This window comes from Bdellovibrio sp. 22V (assembly GCF_030169785.1).
In the GTDB taxonomy this organism is placed as follows: domain Bacteria; phylum Bdellovibrionota; class Bdellovibrionia; order Bdellovibrionales; family Bdellovibrionaceae; genus Bdellovibrio.
Genome location: NZ_CP125854.1, coordinates 1,139,673 through 1,157,822, shown reverse-complemented (window position 1 = coordinate 1,157,822; position 18,150 = coordinate 1,139,673). Strand labels below are relative to the sequence as shown.

Here is an 18,150-nt window from a genome sequence, read left to right as displayed (position 1 = left end):
TTATTCGGGGATTTTTCCGATATGGAACTCTAAGGAGTTCTGCCCATGTCTGTTAAAACCTTCAAAAAAGGCGAAGTCATCTATAAGGATGGCGATAAGATCACGTCGGTTTATCTGATCCAAACGGGAGGCGCCAACCAATGCCTTATCCGCGGTAAGAAGACCATTGATTTCTTTCAGTTAGGCTCTTCGCACATTCTCGGCGATCAAGTGATTCTGGGGCAAAACACTCACCCTACTTCCGCCATTGCGACGACAGAAACCAAAGTTCTGGAAATTCCTGTTGAGACTTTGAAGCAGCAATATGAGGGCGCTCCGCAAATGCTCAAAGTGATCATCAAATCATTGGCAGAACGTTTGCGTTTGGCCGTCAATGACGTGCGTTCGAGCAAACTTGAAAAGGACTCCTCACCTTGTCCGGAAGATCAGGTGGCTAAAGTTTTCGGGGCTGTCTTCCACACCGCAAATCATAAGGGTGATCGGTCACAAGCCGGCCGTATTGTCGTCGACTGGAGTATGATGAAACAATACTCACAACGTGTGATGGGCGAATCTCCGAAGCGCATTGAACAGGCGATTAATATTCTTGTGAAGCTGAAGCTCGCTCTTTATGAAATGGGGAAAGCGCCCGACAATCCAGATGGACCGGATGAAATCCAGAAAGTGCATTTCTTGGATCTGCCATTGGTGGAAAGCTTCTTTGAGTTCTATCAGTATTACTACTTTAAAGGCGGCCGTTCAGAGCTTCTTAAAGTCGACGAGCTTTGCCAGCAAATGTTGGAAGCTCTTCTGAAACTTTGCGAGAACGAGCAACCAGACCGCTTTGGTATTGTGGGTGTTGATTTCGCGAAATTTTCTGAACACTGTAAAAATGAAATCGGCATTAACTTGAATAACGACCATTTCAACCGTCTTGAAGGCAAAGGTGTCTTCATGAAAAGAAAAAATGGCGGTTCCGGCGTTCTGTTGCAATTTGAAGTGAAAGAGTTCCGCTCAATTTTCCAAAGCTGGAAGATGCTTCGTGAAATTGAAAAGTGGAACGAAAAAGGTTTCGTTGACATGGATGAAAAAGAAGAACGTCCCAAGAAAAAAGCTTCTGGCGGACCCTCCTGCCCTGCGTGCTCTGTCGAGCTTCAAGCGGGCGCGAAATTCTGTCACGAGTGTGGTCACAAGATTGTAGCGGCGGCATAATATGAGTGAGGCCCTGATCGTTTTCAAAGCCATTCATAACGAAGCCGACAAGCAGTTCTTGTTGCAAAAAATTCTTGCGAGCAAAGAGACGATCTATTTGCGCGATAAGTTCGACCGCAATATTTCCTTAAAGCCCGTAAGCATTAACTCGAACCAACAAATCAAATGTCATCCTCCTGAGGAAACTTCCATGAACACTCAGGAGAATGCAACTTTCACCGCAAGCTTCTCCATTCAGGGGGAAAAATACATTTTCGAAACCCACCCGATCGTGGGCGACAACTATGTCACACTGACAGTGCTGAATCTTTTCCATTTACAAAGACGTCGCAACTATCGCTACGTGCTTCCGAAGGATTATTCCGCTCAGTTCGTTATTAACTGTCTGAACCAGGGTATTTGCTCCATTTCTTGCCGTCTTTTGGATCTCAGCACGGAAGGCTGCGCTGTCGAAATCCCGCAAGAAGATGCCAATCTTAAACTGGAAGACCTTGTAGAAGCAGAGATTTTCTTAGGGGATCGTGATCCGATTCTTGTGCAGGGTTTGCTTAAAAATATCCGCGCCCAAGGCATGACCCATCTTGTGTTAGGCATTGAGTTTAATCACATGGCGAATGCGAGCGAGGGAAAAATCGTCACCTCCCTCACCGATTTGCAAAGAGAAATTTATTTTAGAAAAGCGGGCTAAACGCTCGCTTTATGCGACAGAGACAAACGCCCACAAAGAAATTCCGGCGCCCAAAACTCCCAGCAGGCACATCCCCGAAAAGAACACCATTTGCAGTTTTTCTTTTTTTAGAACCAAGCTTAATGCTCCGAGAACCAAGCATACTTGAAAAAACAAGCTGGCCATGTCGAAGCGATCTCCGGCCTTCCCCAGAGACGCCAAATGGGCTTCCATTTCTTGCGCCCCGATGATTTTTCCGAGCTCGCCGTTAAGATCCTGCACCCAGTTTTCAGGGCCGACACTTTGTGATCCTTTGAGAATTTCGTTCTTCTCTTTTTTATAGCGCAGAATTTTTCGCTCTAAATTGGTGATGTGCCGGTCTACACCTGGTGCTGCTTTGGCTTCGATGGCTCCCGCTTCCTTAAGACTCACAAGAAGGGACTTCTCCCCTTCCACCAAAGTTTCTTTGATGCTTTTCGATTGATACCACATATATGCGGCGGCCTTTTCGTTGGTGCCGATGATCTCATCGTCCCCGTACTTGCCCGCGACCAAATCACTCACCGCCATGATCGCCGCAAAAATCGCGATCACAACCCCACAACGCATTTCAAAATTATTATTATTTTCTTCAGACATACAAGCTGCTCAACAAAGCGGAACTACTTAGATGGATAATACAATTTATTATCCCACATTCCTTCGTTGAAATATTGTATAGTGGCTTTCAATTTTTCCGTCAACTGCTGCTTGCGCGCGTTGGTTTCTGCAGACGAAAGTTCGCGCTCGCCGACGCGGTCGTCGATGGCAAACATCTGCGGTTCGTTATGTCCCGGTGACCATCGCAGGTGGGCCTCTTTGGCGAAAAGAATGTACCGGCCGTCAATATAGTTCACGACGGTTTTATCTCCGGAAATAAAAACGGAGCTGCCAAGATAGTTTTTGTCTTTCTCTGGCAAACCTAAGAAATCCAAAACCGTCGGCAAGATGTCGATTTGCTGCACGATCATCTCCGTATCCACTTTGGGAAACGAATAGGACGGATGATAAAAGAACAACGGAATGCGGTAGCTGCCGATGTCGTTTTCATATTCAGGACGATAATGAAGAGCCGCATGGTCGGCCGTGATGATGAACAAAGTATCTTTAAACCACGGCTTCTTTTCCGCCTCGGCAAAGAACTTTTTCAGAGCATAATCCGTATAGGCGATCGTCTTGAGAATCGGCAATGGACCTTCAGGGAAAGTCTCCTGGTATTTTTCCGGCACTTTAAACGGTTGATGGGAAGAAAGCGTAAACACCGTGTTCATGAAAGGCTGAGGTAGCGAATCCATTTGCCCGAGCATCCACTGCAAGAACGGCTCGTCCCAAATTCCCCACACACCGTCATCATCGGCGGCATTTCCGTATTCACGCGCGCCATAGTATTTTTCCACCCCGGCACTTTGCATGAAGGAATCAAAATACATCGTCCCGTTATGACCGCCATGGAAAAAACTTGTCGCATAGCCTTTCTGTGAAACCAGTGTTCCTAAACCCAAAAAGTAATTGGACGTGAAATGCGAAGAGATAAACGGCTCACTCATCAAAGCCGGAATGCCGGCCATGACGGCTCCGACGCCTTCAATAGAGCGGCGGCCGTTCGCGTAAGCATTTTTAAAAACCAACGACTTCGCCATAAGAGAATCCAAAAACGGCGTGTAGGTTTTGCCGTTCACGGGGCCTAGAAATTCCTCGCCGAAACTTTCAAGGATGATAATCATGACATTTTGAGGCTTGGCGGGACGTTTTCCCTCGAGCGCAGAAACCTTGAGAAAACCATTAAGGTGGGTCAGCATTTCATCTTTGTTGGCGAAATATTTTTCGCGTTTAAGACTTTCGGCGCCGTAACTTTTAATAAAAGTAAACGTCGAGTTTAGAACCAAATTGTTTAAAAGCGGCGCCGTAAAGACATTCGCATTCACAAAATTGATCGGCTTGCTTTGCAATCCGCCGCGAATGCCCACGACCGAAACCGCCAAAGCGACAAAACATAAAAAGGCGTGCGAGAGCCAAAGTTTTACGGAGCTTTTCTTCTCTCCCGGCCATACGACCTCTTGCGATTCGCGTGTCATCACACGACGAACACAGAAGACGAACAAAACCACCAGCAAGGTGTTGATCAAAAAGAGCAGCCAATAGCTGGTAACAAAATTCCAAAACTTACCGGGAATTTCATTCACAATAAAAAGAGTGTCGTAAGAAAAACGACGGCCGACGAAATTAATAAACTCTACGTCGACAAGATTGAGAATCAGAAATGGCACTTGCAGCAAAGAGAAAAGCACCCACGTCAGCGTCGACCAGTGCCAATGCCAGCTCTTCGGCCACGGCACGAAAGCCAAAAGCAGAACAGGAGCCGTGACACTCAATGCAGCGGCGGCATCAAAGCGCAGTCCCACCACAAAGGACCACAGAATATCGAGGACCGGCTTATTCTTAAATAAACTCCAGTTCCATAGCAAAAACTCCACCCGTGCGAAGAAATAAAAGAGCAAAGCCACAAGGACCAGGGAGAAGATTTTAAGCAACCGATGAGTAGGACCAAACATAAGCCCTAATACTACATCGACCGCATGTGTCATACAAGCCAGACCTGTGACTTCATTTCGGGCCTCTGCTACGTTCGCCTCCTATGACACCAGAACAAATGAAAGAACGATTAGAAACGCACTATCCCGACTGCAAAGTCGAAGTTTTCGATCTCACAGGCACTCAAGATCACTATGAGGTCTTTGTGGAAAGCCCGGTTTTTGCGGGGATGTCTCGTATTCAACAACATCAGCATGTGATGGCCTGCTTTGGTCCAGAATTGAAGACTGGAGAGGTTCACGCGCTTTCAATCAAGACTAAGATTAAGAATTAAAAAAGGATCTACTCATGGCAACAGTACACGAAAAAATTGAAAATATTTTGAATGAAAATAAAGTCGTGCTTTTCATGAAGGGCACACAACAGTTCCCTATGTGCGGTTTCTCTGCACGTGCTTGCGCGATCTTGCAAGACATCGGCATCAAATTCCACGACGTCAACGTTTTGGATGATGAAGAAATCCGTTCTGGCATCAAAGAATACGGCAACTGGCCGACAATTCCGCAGTTGTACATCAACAAACAATTGGTGGGCGGAAGCGACATCATGATGGAAATGTACCAATCTGGCGAGCTGCAAGAGCTCTTGAAACAGTAAGATGAGATGCAATGTCGCCCTTTGGGACCGCATTTTAAGATTTATCTTGGGCGTCGGCCTCACCGCTTACGCTATTGCAGGCGGTCCTTTTTGGGCGTACATCGGCATTTATGGACTTATCACAGCGGCTTGGGGCTTGTGTCCCATTTACGCTTTCTTTAGAATTAGAACTCTGAGAGATTTTCACCGACCGATTCGCGACCAAGAATAGGATGTTTCTATGTCTACTGCCCTTGTCGAACTCGAAAGTTTTTTACACAGAGACCAGATCAAGACCGACGAAGAGAGTCTGAAGTATTGGGGCAAAGACTGGACAACCTATTTCGACATCAAAGCCTCCGCGATCGTTTTTCCCCGCAGTACTGAAGATGTTGTGAGCCTGGTTAAATGGGCGCGCAAAAACAAAATCGCGCTCGTTCCCTCGGGAGGACGTACGGGACTGTCAGGCGCGGCCGTGGCGACTCAAGGCGAGGTCGTCGTTTCTTTTGATCAAATGAACAAAATCAAAGACTTTAGCGGCGTCGATCAATCCGTTGTGATTGAGCCGGGCGTGGTAACGGAAGCTTTGCAAGAGTTCGCGCATTCAAAAAATCTTTTCTATCCTGTTGATTTCGCCGCGACTGGTTCTTCGCAAATGGGCGGTAACATCGCTACCAACGCCGGCGGCATCAAAGTCGTTCGCTACGGTTTGACGCGTGAATGGATCATCGGTCTGAAAGTTGTTACAGGCGCCGGTGATGTTCTTGAACTTAATAACGGTCTTGTGAAGAACGCGACTGGCTACGATCTTCGCCATCTTTTCATCGGTTCGGAAGGTACATTGGGTTTCATCGTTGAAGCGACCATCCGCCTGGCTCCGGCACCTCCGCCAATGAAAGTTTTGGTTATGGCTGTCAGCGGCCTTGATGCTGTCATGAAAATCTTTGCAGAGTTTAAAACGAAAACGTCGCTGGTGGCGTTTGAAATGTTTTCGGACAAAGCTTTGAAAAAAGTTTTAGAGAACACGGGTCTGCCGGCTCCCCTCGAAACACAGTCACCGTTTTACGTTCTTGCAGAAGTGGAAACTCGCAACGAGCAAGATGAAGAACACGCTTTGGGTGTTTTTGAAAAATGTTTGGAAGAAGCGTGGGTTCTTGACGGCGTCATCAGTCAGTCTGACGTCCAAGCCGCGACTTTTTGGCGTTACCGCGAAGACATCTCTGAATCTTTGGCGAAGTACTCACCTTATAAAAACGATATCGCCGTGACGATCTCTAAAGTGCCTCCATTTATGGAAGATCTTGATAAAGTTTTGGCCCAAGCTTATCCGACATGGGAAGTTGTTTGGTTCGGTCATATCGGCGATGGAAATCTGCACATCAACATCCTGCGCCCGCAAGGAATGACGAAAGAAGAATTCGTGCAAGAGTGCCGCAAAGTCGATGTTATGGTTTTTGATACCGTGAAAAAGTACAAAGGCTCAATCTCTGCAGAGCATGGCGTGGGAATGACGAAACGTTCGTTCCTCACTTACACGCGCTCGGAAGCGGAAATCGCGATCATGCGCGGAATTAAAAAAGTCTTCGATCCGGATTCGATCATGAATCCCGGTAAAGTCATTTAATAAATCCTTATAGACTCACATCCCTCTGTCTCACTTCGAGAAAGAGGGGTTTTGCCGAAATTTCGTGGAGCAGGATTACCGAGTGCTGTCGGCTTCTTCTCGAGGCCTTCTCTAAAAAATCCGAAAAGTCTCTTAGAGCACATAAGACCTTTGATTGGACTATTTTATGAGAACCACGCGGTACGTACTCCTCCTTATTGGATTGCTGGCATTCTTAAGCGGATGCACGATTAAAACTTCGCTTTTTGGTGGAGAAAAACTTTCTCTTCCTTCTTCCGACAATCTTCAGGCCGTGAAAGGAACTTTTCCGATCATCAGTCCTTTTACGGCCGAATTCAAAAATTATATCAGGGCGGCTCCTGACAAGAAATTTGTTTTCGCGGATTTCAATGGCAAGATTCATGTCGTCAATGATAGTGGCATTTTGTTGACGAGTTTCGAGCCCGCCGACACTTCCGCGATTGACGGGCTGTTTGTTGATTCAAGCAGTCACATCTATATAACCGGCGAAGCGGACGCTCCCAATCAAAATGATCATCGATTCTTGCGGAAGTATGATATCAGCGGCAACTATCTAGGTGAAATTATCACCTATGGCGATGAGGATCCTGGAGCTGGAACTATGGTGGGCTTACCACGAAATCCTTATGTCGCTGATGACGGAACCATCTATGTGACGATCTTTGAGCAGATCAGAAAATACAATTCTTCGGGTGTGTTATTAACGACGTTCGGAACCATTCAAGGTGCGAATGACGGCGAGCTTCACGGCAGTCCGTCATTTACTGTGAACTCGGATGGGTCCCTCTATGTCGCTGATGTTTTCTCGGATCGAGTTCAAAAATTCAATGCTGATGGTTCCTATAACAGCAAGTTTATGTGGCCGCGACAAATTCCAGGCAGTGTTATCGAAGATCTTAGTCGCAACCCCGATGGCAGTTTCGTTATCTCGGAGCGCATGGGAGGCGACGGGCGTATCACGAGTTTTAGCAGCACGGGATCACTGTTATGGTCTCTCGACGGCACTGAAAACGGCGGCACGAAGTGGGATAGCAACCTACTGACATATACAAAGTATGACGGCAAATATTATGTGGGTTTTCGTGAAGGCCTTTATGTCTATGCGTCTGACGGTACTTACCTTAAAGACTATGCGACACCTATGCAAAATCCCATGAGTATCACGCAAGCCTTGAACGGAACTTTTTTTGTTGGGACAACAACGGGTGTCCACCAATATAATGCAAAAGGCGAATGGCAAAGACTCTTCGGCCCCAACCTCGCTACGGCGATGGTGGTTTCAAGTCAAAACGTTCTTTATGTGGCAAACTTAGGATCTCCGACGACGATTTATAAATTCGATCTCAACGGAAATGCTCTAGGCACTATCAATGTTCCTGGTTTGGCAGCTCCCTATGGAATGTCGATTGATAAAAACGATAATATCTACATCGCTGATGGCGGCGGTGCAGGTCTTGTTGTTCTTTCAACAGTTAGCCAGACGGCTTCTGCATTCCCCACTGCGATCGCAATCGTCGCCGGCGTTCATATCGCGCAGGACGGAACTATTTTGGTGTTAGACTTTGATGGCACAAACTCCACTCCAAAAAGATTCAATGCTGCCGGAGTGTTATTAGATACGTTCGACGCGGCCGGTGCAGACATCACACTTGGTGCAGCCTTTGGAATCACGGAACTTAAAGACGGTCGCGTTGTCATTACAAGTGCTACTAAAAACAAGGTTTACACTTACGAAGCTGACGGCACTTATGTGACAAGTTTCGGAGGAACGGGCGCGAGCCTTGATAAGTTTAATCAAGCCTGGGCAATTTTCGCGGATATCTATGGAAATATTTTTGTGGCCGACAACGCCAATAGTGCTATCAAGAAATTCAGCCCCGCCGGCACGGTGCTCTTTGAATAAGAGCACGGCCGACCGGCAGACCGTCTAGTAAACAAGGCGTGTTCGAATCGAACGCGACAGCTTCCCGATATCATCCGCCAAAGTTTTTGCATGCGCGGCGTGCACATCCATCACCAGATAACCAATCTTTTCGTCCGTTGAAAGATACTGGCCTTCAATGTTCGCACCGGCTTTTGAGATCAGACCGTTGATCTCACCCAAAACGCCCGGTTCATTCTTATGCACATTCAACAAGCGCGACGTTCCCTGCTTCACTGGCAGATCGACGTTCGGGAAATTCACAGCGCCTGAGGAAGACCCGATCTTGAGATAGCGGCGAAAACTTTCAGCGACTTCCATACCGATGGCGTATTGGGCTTCTTCCGTGCTGCCACCAATGTGCGGAGTCAGAATCACGTTATTCAATCCCTGCAAAGGAGATTTGAATTTCTCTTTATTTGATGCCGGTTCTTCAGGAAAAACGTCAATGGCACAGCCGGCGATATGTTTCGATTTGAGCGCCTCCACCAAGGCTTCAATGACCACGACCGTTCCGCGGCTGGCGTTGATCAGATGACTTCCGCGTTTCATCAGTGCAAGTTCTTTCGCGCCAATCATGTCTTTCGTTTCGGAAGTTTCAGGGACATGCAAAGTCACAAAGTCAGAGACACGCAGAAGCTCTTCCAAAGACGTTTTTACCTCCGCATTTCCCAGCGGAAGTTTTTTAACGACGTCATAAAACACGACTTTAAGGCCCATAGCTTCGGCAAGAACACTGACCTGGCTCCCGATGTGACCGTAGCCCACAATCCCCACAGTTTTTCCGCGCACTTCGCGCGAACCTTCAGCGGATTTCACCCACTCCCCGATATGGGCTTTGCTGTTACGATCGCCCAATTGTCGAGACAGAGAAATCATCTCGGCAATCACGAGCTCCGCGACCGATCGAGTGTTCGAATGAGGAGCATTGAACACCGGGATACCAAGCTCCCGTGCTGTCATTAAGTCCACCTGATTTGTACCAATGCAAAAGCAGCCGATGCTTGTAAGATGCGGGTTCTTCTCTAGAACGTTGCCGGTGATTTCCGTCTTGGAGCGAATTCCCAAAACATCGTAATTCGGCAAAACTTTAAGCAATTCTTCTTCCGAAGGAGCATAAGAAAGAAGATCGACTTTAAAGCCCTCCTCTTCTAATTTTTCTTTCGCCACGGTGTGGATATTTTCAACAAGAAGAATTCTGAGCGCGCTCATGAACCGCACCTCCATTCTCTTTAGTTTAATCACAAAAACGCCATAAGCCATACGAAAATTTAACGCGCTAAGCATAGTCAAAACTGTGAGGAGGATTCAAACTTAGAGCATGACTTCCACTCGAGTATTTTCTCTATTAATCGTCGATGACGACCCTCTGGTGCATCAATCATTGAAGATGTGCCTGCCAACGCATTGGAAAGTTTTTTCTGCACCTAAACTGGAAGCGATCCAATACGAGCGTTTTTATCATGCTGCCTTCGTGGACATGCATCTTGAACCGAACGCGAAGACAGCGGCAGGACCTCAGGTCATAGAAAAACTTGTTAAACACAACAACCAACTCGAAGTCGTCGCGATGTCGGGCGATCTTAGCCGCGAGCTGATGGAAAACTGTCTTAAGGCCGGAGCCCAAAGGTTTTTAGCAAAACCACTGATGCCTGAAGAAATTCTTTTAGTGCTGGAAAAAATCGAGGCCCTGTGGGACTTGCGCAGCGTGGACCCTAGCGCCGACCGCCGTACTGTGCGCTGGGTTGGCACCTCTTCCGCTTCGCAAAAAATTAAAAAACGCATCGCGGATCTGCGCGGGGAAGCAAATCCCGTTCTTATCGAAGGCGAAACAGGCTGCGGGAAAGAAGTGGTCGCGCGCCTTTTACACGAGCAAGAGGGCGAACGCCCTTTCATCGCTGTGAATGTCGCAAGCATTCCTGAAAATCTTTTTGAATCAGAAATGTTCGGTCACGTGAAAGGCGCTTTCACCGGAGCCGATCAAAACAAAGTCGGTTTGACTGAAGCCGCCAATGGTGGAGATCTTTTCTTAGACGAAATCGAAGCATTGCCTCTTTCACAACAAGCAAAACTTTTGCGCTTTTTGGAAACGGGCGAGGTCCGCCGCGTCGGTGCCAAAGAAACGACACAGGTTAAAACTCGTGTGATCGTCGCCAGCAACAAGTCGTTGGAAAAAATGGTTGCAGCCGGAGAGTTCCGTGAAGATCTTCTTTATCGTTTGGCTTCACAGCGAATTGAACTCCCGCCTTTACGCGAAAGACTGGAAGATATCGACGAGTTAGCTTCGCACTTTTTACAGGCCGAACGCCCGCGCCGTAACAAGACGTTTGCGGAAGACGGACTGAAAACTTTGAAAAAGTACAACTGGCCCGGCAACGTGCGCGAACTCAAGCGTGTGTGTGAACAATTGAGCCTGACATCGCCCCTGCCGTTTATTCGCGAAGAAGATGTTTTGTCTTGGCTAAAGCCCGCGGCGACTCCCAGCGGTGCACCTTCTTATACCGTGATTGATTTTAATAAAGGTTTGAACACTTTGGTTGAAGAGTTCGAAGCCCATGTGATTCGCAGCTGTTTAAAACAGACCCGCGATATCGAGCAGGCTGCAAAAGCACTGCAAGTATCGCGCTCCAACCTGTACAAAAAGGTTAAAGACTACAAAATTGAAGAGGACCCTTCGTAATGGATTTTTTTGATTTTAATTTTCCCATCCGTATTGCTATGCCCACCGCTTGGGAAAGTCATATCTACCGCCAAACTGTTTTGATTGTTCTTTCGATCATCTTTGTTTCCGGCGCGATCATCTTTTTCTTCCGTAACAGAAACTATTACTTCGTGCAGTCCTGGGCGAGCATCAAGAGCTGGCTGATTGCGGCGCCATTGATGTTCATCGTGATGGGCCTGCCAGAGCCTTGGCCGTTGGTGTTCCTAACGGCTCTTGCAATTCTTGGGGCGAAGATCTTCTTTCAAATCATGGGCATGTTCCATCGCAGTAATTTCGTCATGATTTGTTACGCGGGCATTATTGGTTTGGGAATCTGCGCTTGGTATGACCGTCTTGATGTTTACAATTCCATGCCGATGATGGTGTTAGGCGCAAGCTGTCTGGTGCCGCTGATTCGCAACTCTTATAAACGCATGATTCAGTACATGTCTTTGACATTGCTTGCGTTCATCTTCTTGGGCTGGTCGTTCATGCACTTGGGATTGATTTTAAAATTCCCGAACGGCGTTTACCAAGTGATGTACCTTATCATCCTGACGGAGTTTTGTGATAACACGAACTTGGCAATGGGCCGTTACTTCGGCGGCTGGAGAATGTTTCCCGGTATCAACCCGCGCCGTACCGTAGGCAGCTTCGCGGTGTCCGTGGCTCTGACTATTTTCCTGGCGGGCTCCATGCGCTTCCTTTTGCCTGATGGCTCTGACAAATACTGGCTGGCCTCTGGTCTCGTTGCATCTCTGGGCGGTTTCGTGGGAGATCTAGTGATGACAGTGGTGCGCCGGGATGCAGGCATGAAAACTGTGGGACCTTTCATCATCGGCCGCGGTGACTTTCTTCACCGTGTGGACCGTTTGATCTTCGTGGCACCGATTTATTATTACGTGATGACGGTTATTCTATGAAGGACTGGAACTACGAAAATGAGCAGTGGACCAAACTGCCGACATATTTAAAACATCTGCCGCTTTTTACGAGACATATTGACTCGTTCAGTGTGTTCATGCGTTTTTTGTGGTCGATTTTTCTGAAAAATGTCGCGTTTAAATTTTACATTCGCCTGGAAGTCAAAGGCACGCCATTTAAAGAAATTTACAAAACGCAGCCGAAGCTGATTATTATCAGTAATCACGCAAGCCACTTGGATGCGGTTTCCATCGCCGCTTCTATTCCGCGCCGCTACTGGCTGAACTTGTATATCGCGGCGGCGAAGGATTATTTTTTCTCGAACGGTTTATTTACGTTTTTCTCGCAGCACTGCTTGGGCGCGATTCCTATCGACCGTAAGGACCGCCGTGGAGAAGCGATCAATCTGATCTTAAAATTGCTTTCAGAACTTCCGCGCATGTGGCTGATTATTTTCCCCGAAGGCACGCGTTCTAAAGACGGAAAAATTCAGGAATTTAAGCGAGGCGTTTCTATATTTTCCGAGCGCACGCAAACGCCTCTTTTATTCACATATCTCGAGGGAAATATGGAGCTTTGGCCGAAGGGTCAGCCGATTCCATTACCAGGTAAATTAGTTTTGCACGTTGGTCCGGTTCATCCCCCCGGTCCGATTCAACAGGTGTATGATGCTTATAAGGCATGGGTTGTAACTATCAATCCGAATGCCTTTGCAGCTCCTAAAGAGGAAGCTCAAGATGACTCCGAGCAAGTTTGACGTTGAAAAGACAGATTTAACCGTTGGTCCTTACCGAGTATGCCCAGTTCCCACAGGCATATTTGGTTTGGACGGCGGTGCTATGTTTGGAACCGTTCCCAAAGTTCTTTGGGAAAAAACCAATCCTCCTGATGAAAAAAATCGTATCGAGATGGAAGCCCGCGGTCTTTTATTAAAGTCAGAGGGGATGAATATCTTGATCGACACCGGGAACGGAAAAGATTTCGTCGCAAAATACGGGGAAAAGCTCGGTAACAAATTCGCCGAGATGTACAACATCGAAGACAGCGGTCCTTCACTTTTAAAATCGTTGGCGGCGCACGGCTTAAAACCCGAAGACATTCATCACGTGATTCTGACTCACCTGCATTTCGACCACGCAGGCGGAGCGACAACGGAAAAAAATGGAAAACTTGTGCCGACATTTCCCAATGCTCAATATTGGATTCAAAAAGGCAACCTAGAAACAGCCAGCCATCCTAACTTGCGTGAGCGCGCCAGTTATTATCCGGCGAATTTTCAACCCTTGATGGATGCAGGCGTCCTGAACATCATCGAAGGAGAAAAAGAAATTCTGCCGGGGATTTCCGTGCTCATTTCCAATGGTCACACGCAAGCGCAACAGATGGTGAAAATCACCGATGGAAAAACCACGGTGCTTTATTGCGGTGATGTTGTGCCAACAAGCACGCACGTGAAAATTCCGTGGCTCATGGGTTATGATCTGCATCCGTTGACATTGATGGAGGAAAAACAAAAATTCCTGAGCCAGGCTGCCGATCAGAAATGGTACTTGTTCTTTGAACACGATCCTTACTGTGATGCCGCCGTTATTGAAAAAAGCGGTCACGATTTCGCCGTTCAAAAAAGATTCTGGCTTTAATTTCTAAGCCGTTCTTTTTTGCGCGTACCGCGTGCGAACGACGGTGCTTATATACGTGCTCAGTCCCCTTCCGGCTTGCGCGAGCCGTTTCATAGTTTCCACTTCGTCTTTACCGGTGACCGCGTAATTATAGACGTAGACTTTTCCGTCAACGAAGGTCACCGAGATCGAATCCTCGCCGGTCTCGTAAGCAACCACGCCGGAATTGCCGCTGCGGTTTTTGTAGCGCATGGAAACCTCTCATACCTCCATTTTGATATTTGTCTGGTGCGGGTCAACTTGCCGCCTTGGTGGATGTGGCGAAAAACACAGGCGAGTTCTGTACATTCACAAACGCTGCCTCTATACTTTAAAAGTCGTTCGTTCTGTCTTTGTGAAGAAGTGGAGTAAGCTCAATGATTTATTGGTTAGGGGAAATTCTCGCTCAGTATTATGGACCGTTTCGTCTTTTGACGTCGCACTTGGTCCTGAGTGGTCTTAGCGTTCTATCCTGCTTTGTTTTAAGTTTTTTCCTGCTGCCTCGTCTGATGAATAAGCTGCCACGTGATCGCGGTCGCAATCATGCGGTCCAAGGGGCCGTTGCCGCTGGCAAACCCACGGGCGCGGGTGTAATTTTCGTCAGTCTTTTTGTTGTCGTCGAGCTCTTGTTTTTACCCTTGTCCATTGAGGTCTTGGGAATTCTGCTTTTAACCTTCGGAGCTATGATGTCGGGATGGCTCGATGACAAGTCAGTCACTTCCTGGGGCGAGTACAAAAAAGGTTTGATCGACATGGTTCTTGCCATCGCGGCGGCCTTTTTGCTTAGTGGAATGAAAGACGTTGAAATTTGGCTGCCTTTTACTTCGCAAATGTTTTTGCTTCCGTTGTGGCTCTTTGTTCCTCTCGCAACTATTCTGCTCTGGGCGACTATCAACTCTACGAACTGCACAGATGGCGTCGATGGTCTTTCGGGCACTTTGACGGCGTTTGCTTTCACGAGCTTGGGTTCGTTGCTGTATTTTATCCTGGGCCACAAAGAAATCGCGAACCACTTGTTGTTGCCTCACTACGCTGACGGTGCCAACTGGGGAATGATGGCTTTCTCGATGGTCGGCTGTATCTTGGGTTATCTTTGGTACAACGCCAATCCTTCCATTTTACTCATGGGTGATGCGGGTTCGCGCGCTTTAGGATTTTTGCTTGGCGTTTTCGTGATCAAGTCAGGCAACCCTTTCTGTATCTTGATCGTCTCCGCCGTCTTGATGGTCAACGGAGGAACAGGTCTTGTGAAGGTAGCGATCATGCGCTTCTTCAAAGTAGCTTTTCTCAAAAACGTTCGCTTCCCTTTGCACGATCACATGCGCCACAACAAAGGCTGGTCCAACACTCAAGTATTAGTCCGCTTTGCTCTGATCCAAGTGATGATCACTCTCACACTCTTAATTTTCCTGATTAAGATCCGCTAAAAAAACAAACTCGAGCGTAGAGGCAAGAATGGCTCTACGCTCTTAAGACACGGCTAATGCGGTCTATGCTCCTCCCCAGAGGATTTTCCCGACGCTCGCATTTCGCCTCCAGCTTTATATTTATGATAAGCAGCGACTTCACCTTCAAGGGTCAGGTACCAACCCCAAGCTCCACCCTGATCTACAGCGGTTTGCACAAATCCCGAGACCGTCTCGGACCGCGCCCAATCTCTCTGCAATTCGCAAGCGACGGAATTCCAGCCAACGGGTTGTGCGCCCGCATGAACCATTCGCTCAAGAGCCGCGCGGTGTCCTTCCAATGAATTCGCGCCCACGCAGTCAACAACTGGAAACACTTCAAAGCCTTCCTTGAGTGCATCCATTGTCGGAAACAACAGACATGCATCCGTCCATAGCGCCGCGATCAGCAGTTTTTTTCGCCCGGTTGCTTTCACTGCTTTCACGAACTCTTCATCCTCCCAAGAATTAATCGATGTTCGGTCTATCGATGGAACACCCTCCAAAAGTTCTTTGAGTTGCGGAATCGTATCGGGATTTCGCCCGTTAGTATGGTTCACCGTGCTGAGAACAATGGGAAGTTTAAAGTTCTGCGCCGTCTTGATAAGAGCCCTCATGTTGTCAATCAGGAGTTGCCGATCCATCGACACGGTCGTAAAAATCTGCGGGGGCTGATAATCAATAATGACGAGAGCGGCATTTTTGGGTGTGAGTAAGTGATCATTAACTTGATCTCTGATAGGTGTGCTTTTCATTACAACAATCCTTTCAAAACGAAGTTTATTTCGCCTTAATTTCTCCCTTCTAAACGGAGAAATTCAAGACTTCGCCTACAAGCAATGTCAAAGACCAATCCCTCATTACAACTTACAAACGCAGATCACCATTTCCCTCTCTTGCGCAAGTTCCGCAGCAAAAGCAAATTCACACGAAGGCAAAAAACACCATCGAGCCAAAATTCAAACTAAACTAAAAAGAAAAAAACGAGCGAGGAAAAAAATGCCAGGAAGGCATTTTTTCGCGTAGTCCCGCTAGGGATTACTGCCAGGAAGGCAGTAACACTGTTCGCGGCGCAAGAGAGGGAAATGGTGATCCGGGCACGACTCGAACGTGCGACCTACTGCTTAGAAGGCAGTTGCTCTATCCAGCTGAGCTACCGGACCACGAAGATAAAAATATCTTAAAGAGGGACAACCTAGCAAATTGATTCCGAAAATCCAAGCCTATGGGACGCAAAAACCTTAATTTACGCAACGTGTCGTTTTTGTAAAGAGGCGCACAAGGCGACTCCCCCAAGGATCACGTACCACATCGTGAGAATCCATAACAAAAGAATCGGAAGAGCGGCGAACGAGCCATAGATTTTATTGTAAGCAAAAAATTTGATCGCCAAAATCGCATACGCCTTATGTACTCCATACAATGTGATCGATGTCAGAATAGAGCTTACAAAGGCCGCTTTCGTACGCACGGCAAGATCCGGCACCATCTTGTAAATCAGAAACAAAGTTCCCACCAAAACCAGAGAGTTGGAAACCGTCGCGGGTAACACACGATGAACGAACTTGAACTGCTCCAAAGATGTGAAACCCACATAGACCGCCAAGAGCAGAGGAATCGCCAGAATCAAACCCCATTGATAGATCAGCCGCTTGTAAAACGGTCGAGTGTTGCGCTGGTTCCACACACGGTGAATACCGACTTCCATATCATGAAGCAAACGAAGCGACGTCAGGAAAAGCAACAACGCGCCCGTAAAACCGAGCTTGCCGGCACTGATGTTCTTCAGAAAAATGCGGATGAACTTTGTGACATCACTCCCCGCCGCTTCCCTCATATTGCGCAAAAGAAGAGCTTCCACCTTCGGGTAAAAAGCCTCGAGTCCACCGATAGATTGAAAAGTCGCAAGCACGACGGCGATAAAAGGAACCAGAGCAATAGCTGTAGAGAACGACAACGAAGCCGCCACCAATGCCAACTCTCCGTCACGCATTTGTTGAAGAGTGTCTTTGAACACCTCCATCAATCTTTTTATGCCGATTTTCTCTAAAGCAGGACTCATGCTTGAATAGTAACACCTCCGCCTCTTGCTATCAATCAAGTGTTCGTTCTTTTGTTTAACTCCTACGATCGAAGATATCTGAAACAAAAAAGAAAGGATCCAAGATGGGACTTCTGAATTTCATGAAAGACGCCGGAGAAAAATTGTTCGGAGCAAAAGACACGAAGGCGGCACCAACCGCGACGGCTCAGTCACCAGCCACACCTCCTGCAGGAACCAACATCGACGCCATCAAAAAGTACATTCAAGCCCAAGGCATTTCCACGGACGGGATTAACATTTCTTTTGATAGCCTTCAGGATAAAGTTGTTATCTCGGGCAAAGTACCCGATCAGGAGACAAAAGAAAAATTGCTTCTTTGCTGCGGGAATATTCAAGGCGTTGGCGCCGTGGAGGACAATCTCACGGTGACTCAAGCTTCGGGGGAATCACAGTTTTATACCGTAAAGTCGGGAGACACCCTTTCAAAAATCGCGAAGCAATATTATGGCGATGCCAACAAGTACAGTGTGATCTTTGAAGCCAACCGTCCGATGCTTTCTTCGCCCGATAAGATCTATCCAGGACAAACGTTGCGCATCCCAAATCAAGGTCCCTCTAAAGAAAAAATAGCCCAGATATAAAAGGAATTATGTATATTTTCGGAATTACGTGGACCAAAAGCCCTGTCGAATTGCAGACCGGAATCTTTTCCTGTCCCTGAGGAGTAAAATATAAAGAAACAGTAAA

At 47.4% G+C, this 18,150-nt stretch carries 19 protein-coding genes and 1 tRNA gene; 13 read left to right on the top strand and 7 right to left on the bottom strand.

Features of this window, described 5'->3' with window-relative positions; all coding sequences use genetic code 11:
* Positions 1–45: 45 nt before the first annotated feature.
* Both QJS83_RS05610 and QJS83_RS05605 read left to right on the top strand, forming a co-directional pair.
* On the top strand, positions 46–1,191 hold the full coding sequence (locus QJS83_RS05610; protein WP_284608156.1) for a cyclic nucleotide-binding domain-containing protein: 1,146 nt from the start codon (positions 46–48) through the stop codon (positions 1,189–1,191).
* A 1-nt stretch (position 1,192) separates the two neighbouring features.
* Positions 1,193–1,879 carry a PilZ domain-containing protein gene (locus QJS83_RS05605; RefSeq protein WP_284608154.1) on the top strand — a complete coding sequence of 229 codons (687 nt, stop codon included), beginning with the start codon at positions 1,193–1,195 and terminating at the stop codon, positions 1,877–1,879.
* Between the two features lie 9 nt (positions 1,880–1,888).
* Here QJS83_RS05605 and QJS83_RS05600 read toward each other — a convergent pair whose 3' ends face one another.
* Together QJS83_RS05600 and QJS83_RS05595 are read right to left on the bottom strand one after the other, a co-directional pair.
* On the bottom strand, positions 1,889–2,497 hold the full coding sequence (locus QJS83_RS05600) for a DUF4337 domain-containing protein (RefSeq protein ID WP_284608153.1): 609 nt from the start codon (positions 2,495–2,497) through the stop codon (positions 1,889–1,891).
* 23 nt (positions 2,498–2,520) lie between these two features.
* A complete protein-coding gene (locus QJS83_RS05595; protein ID WP_284608152.1) occupies positions 2,521–4,449 on the bottom strand; it encodes an LTA synthase family protein in 1,929 nt (642 codons plus the stop codon).
* A 98-nt stretch (positions 4,450–4,547) separates the two neighbouring features.
* Between QJS83_RS05595 and QJS83_RS05590 the strand changes: the two genes are divergently transcribed.
* From QJS83_RS05590 to QJS83_RS05570, 5 genes are all read left to right on the top strand, one after another.
* On the top strand, positions 4,548–4,763 hold the full coding sequence (locus QJS83_RS05590) for a BolA/IbaG family iron-sulfur metabolism protein (RefSeq protein ID WP_284608151.1): 216 nt from the start codon (positions 4,548–4,550) through the stop codon (positions 4,761–4,763).
* Positions 4,764–4,777: 14 nt separating this feature from the next.
* The gene (grxD, locus tag QJS83_RS05585) at positions 4,778–5,086 is read left to right on the top strand and encodes a Grx4 family monothiol glutaredoxin (protein WP_284608150.1); all 309 of its coding nucleotides are present in this window, start codon (positions 4,778–4,780) and stop codon (positions 5,084–5,086) included.
* Between the two features lies 1 nt (position 5,087).
* Positions 5,088–5,297, top strand: a complete 210-nt coding sequence (locus tag QJS83_RS05580) for a YgaP family membrane protein (RefSeq protein ID WP_284608149.1) — start codon at positions 5,088–5,090, stop codon at positions 5,295–5,297.
* 9 nt (positions 5,298–5,306) lie between these two features.
* The gene (locus QJS83_RS05575; protein WP_284608148.1) at positions 5,307–6,689 is read left to right on the top strand and encodes an FAD-binding oxidoreductase; all 1,383 of its coding nucleotides are present in this window, start codon (positions 5,307–5,309) and stop codon (positions 6,687–6,689) included.
* 166 nt (positions 6,690–6,855) lie between these two features.
* Positions 6,856–8,613: an NHL repeat-containing protein gene (locus tag QJS83_RS05570; protein WP_284608147.1), complete on the top strand. Its 1,758-nt coding sequence runs from the start codon at positions 6,856–6,858 to the stop codon at positions 8,611–8,613.
* A gap of 24 nt (positions 8,614–8,637) precedes the next feature.
* On the opposite strand, the gene serA is transcribed toward QJS83_RS05570, so the two are convergent.
* On the bottom strand, positions 8,638–9,843 hold the full coding sequence (gene serA / locus QJS83_RS05565) for a phosphoglycerate dehydrogenase (protein ID WP_284608146.1): 1,206 nt from the start codon (positions 9,841–9,843) through the stop codon (positions 8,638–8,640).
* A gap of 109 nt (positions 9,844–9,952) precedes the next feature.
* Between serA and QJS83_RS05560 the strand changes: the two genes are divergently transcribed.
* The 4 genes from QJS83_RS05560 to QJS83_RS05545 are packed head-to-tail and all read left to right on the top strand — an operon-like array spanning position 9,953 to position 13,896.
* Complete coding sequence (locus tag QJS83_RS05560; RefSeq protein ID WP_284608145.1) at positions 9,953–11,311, top strand: sigma-54-dependent transcriptional regulator; 1,359 nt, start codon at positions 9,953–9,955, stop codon at positions 11,309–11,311.
* Positions 11,311–12,255: a phosphatidate cytidylyltransferase gene (locus tag QJS83_RS05555; protein WP_284608144.1), complete on the top strand. Its 945-nt coding sequence runs from the start codon at positions 11,311–11,313 to the stop codon at positions 12,253–12,255. Before QJS83_RS05560 ends, QJS83_RS05555 begins: the two co-directional genes overlap by 1 nt.
* Positions 12,252–13,013 (top strand): lysophospholipid acyltransferase family protein, encoded by a 762-nt coding sequence (locus tag QJS83_RS05550; protein WP_284608143.1) that lies wholly within the window; start codon positions 12,252–12,254, stop codon positions 13,011–13,013. The genes QJS83_RS05555 and QJS83_RS05550 overlap by 4 nt, the downstream gene beginning before the upstream one ends.
* The gene (locus tag QJS83_RS05545; protein WP_284608142.1) at positions 12,994–13,896 is read left to right on the top strand and encodes an MBL fold metallo-hydrolase; all 903 of its coding nucleotides are present in this window, start codon (positions 12,994–12,996) and stop codon (positions 13,894–13,896) included. The genes QJS83_RS05550 and QJS83_RS05545 overlap by 20 nt, the downstream gene beginning before the upstream one ends.
* A gap of 3 nt (positions 13,897–13,899) precedes the next feature.
* Here QJS83_RS05545 and QJS83_RS05540 read toward each other — a convergent pair whose 3' ends face one another.
* Entirely contained in the window at positions 13,900–14,127 is a 228-nt protein-coding gene (locus QJS83_RS05540; RefSeq protein WP_284608141.1) for a hypothetical protein, read from the bottom strand.
* Positions 14,128–14,291: 164 nt separating this feature from the next.
* Between QJS83_RS05540 and QJS83_RS05535 the strand changes: the two genes are divergently transcribed.
* A complete protein-coding gene (locus QJS83_RS05535; protein ID WP_284608140.1) occupies positions 14,292–15,341 on the top strand; it encodes an MraY family glycosyltransferase in 1,050 nt (349 codons plus the stop codon).
* 53 nt (positions 15,342–15,394) lie between these two features.
* On the opposite strand, the gene QJS83_RS05530 is transcribed toward QJS83_RS05535, so the two are convergent.
* The 3 genes from QJS83_RS05530 to QJS83_RS05520 form a co-directional block, all read right to left on the bottom strand.
* Positions 15,395–16,114 (bottom strand): hydrolase, encoded by a 720-nt coding sequence (locus QJS83_RS05530; protein ID WP_284608139.1) that lies wholly within the window; start codon positions 16,112–16,114, stop codon positions 15,395–15,397.
* Between the two features lie 331 nt (positions 16,115–16,445).
* Positions 16,446–16,522, bottom strand: a tRNA-Arg gene (locus tag QJS83_RS05525).
* Positions 16,523–16,605: 83 nt separating this feature from the next.
* The gene (locus QJS83_RS05520) at positions 16,606–17,421 is read right to left on the bottom strand and encodes a YihY/virulence factor BrkB family protein (RefSeq protein ID WP_284608138.1); all 816 of its coding nucleotides are present in this window, start codon (positions 17,419–17,421) and stop codon (positions 16,606–16,608) included.
* A gap of 104 nt (positions 17,422–17,525) precedes the next feature.
* Here QJS83_RS05520 and lysM point away from each other — a divergent pair, with 104 nt between their 5' ends.
* A complete protein-coding gene (gene lysM / locus QJS83_RS05515; RefSeq protein WP_284608137.1) occupies positions 17,526–18,044 on the top strand; it encodes a peptidoglycan-binding protein LysM in 519 nt (172 codons plus the stop codon).
* Positions 18,045–18,150: the final 106 nt, after the last annotated feature.

Excerpts from the sequence above, each read along its gene's own strand:
- QJS83_RS05610 (WP_284608156.1), top strand. The coding sequence starts at position 46 with ATGTCTGTTAAAACCTTCAAAAAAGGCGAAGTCATCTATAAGGATGGC.
- QJS83_RS05605 (WP_284608154.1), top strand. The coding sequence starts at position 1,193 with ATGAGTGAGGCCCTGATCGTTTTCAAAGCCATTCATAACGAAGCCGAC.
- QJS83_RS05600 (WP_284608153.1), bottom strand. The coding sequence starts at position 2,497 with ATGTCTGAAGAAAATAATAATAATTTTGAAATGCGTTGTGGGGTTGTG.
- QJS83_RS05595 (WP_284608152.1), bottom strand. The coding sequence starts at position 4,449 with ATGTTTGGTCCTACTCATCGGTTGCTTAAAATCTTCTCCCTGGTCCTT.
- QJS83_RS05590 (WP_284608151.1), top strand. The coding sequence starts at position 4,548 with ATGAAAGAACGATTAGAAACGCACTATCCCGACTGCAAAGTCGAAGTT.
- grxD (WP_284608150.1), top strand. The coding sequence starts at position 4,778 with ATGGCAACAGTACACGAAAAAATTGAAAATATTTTGAATGAAAATAAA.
- QJS83_RS05580 (WP_284608149.1), top strand. The coding sequence starts at position 5,088 with ATGAGATGCAATGTCGCCCTTTGGGACCGCATTTTAAGATTTATCTTG.
- QJS83_RS05575 (WP_284608148.1), top strand. The coding sequence starts at position 5,307 with ATGTCTACTGCCCTTGTCGAACTCGAAAGTTTTTTACACAGAGACCAG.
- QJS83_RS05570 (WP_284608147.1), top strand. The coding sequence starts at position 6,856 with ATGAGAACCACGCGGTACGTACTCCTCCTTATTGGATTGCTGGCATTC.
- serA (WP_284608146.1), bottom strand. The coding sequence starts at position 9,843 with ATGAGCGCGCTCAGAATTCTTCTTGTTGAAAATATCCACACCGTGGCG.
- QJS83_RS05560 (WP_284608145.1), top strand. The coding sequence starts at position 9,953 with ATGACTTCCACTCGAGTATTTTCTCTATTAATCGTCGATGACGACCCT.
- QJS83_RS05555 (WP_284608144.1), top strand. The coding sequence starts at position 11,311 with ATGGATTTTTTTGATTTTAATTTTCCCATCCGTATTGCTATGCCCACC.
- QJS83_RS05550 (WP_284608143.1), top strand. The coding sequence starts at position 12,252 with ATGAAGGACTGGAACTACGAAAATGAGCAGTGGACCAAACTGCCGACA.
- QJS83_RS05545 (WP_284608142.1), top strand. The coding sequence starts at position 12,994 with ATGACTCCGAGCAAGTTTGACGTTGAAAAGACAGATTTAACCGTTGGT.
- QJS83_RS05540 (WP_284608141.1), bottom strand. The coding sequence starts at position 14,127 with ATGCGCTACAAAAACCGCAGCGGCAATTCCGGCGTGGTTGCTTACGAG.
- QJS83_RS05535 (WP_284608140.1), top strand. The coding sequence starts at position 14,292 with ATGATTTATTGGTTAGGGGAAATTCTCGCTCAGTATTATGGACCGTTT.
- QJS83_RS05530 (WP_284608139.1), bottom strand. The coding sequence starts at position 16,114 with ATGAAAAGCACACCTATCAGAGATCAAGTTAATGATCACTTACTCACA.
- QJS83_RS05520 (WP_284608138.1), bottom strand. The coding sequence starts at position 17,421 with ATGAGTCCTGCTTTAGAGAAAATCGGCATAAAAAGATTGATGGAGGTG.
- lysM (WP_284608137.1), top strand. The coding sequence starts at position 17,526 with ATGGGACTTCTGAATTTCATGAAAGACGCCGGAGAAAAATTGTTCGGA.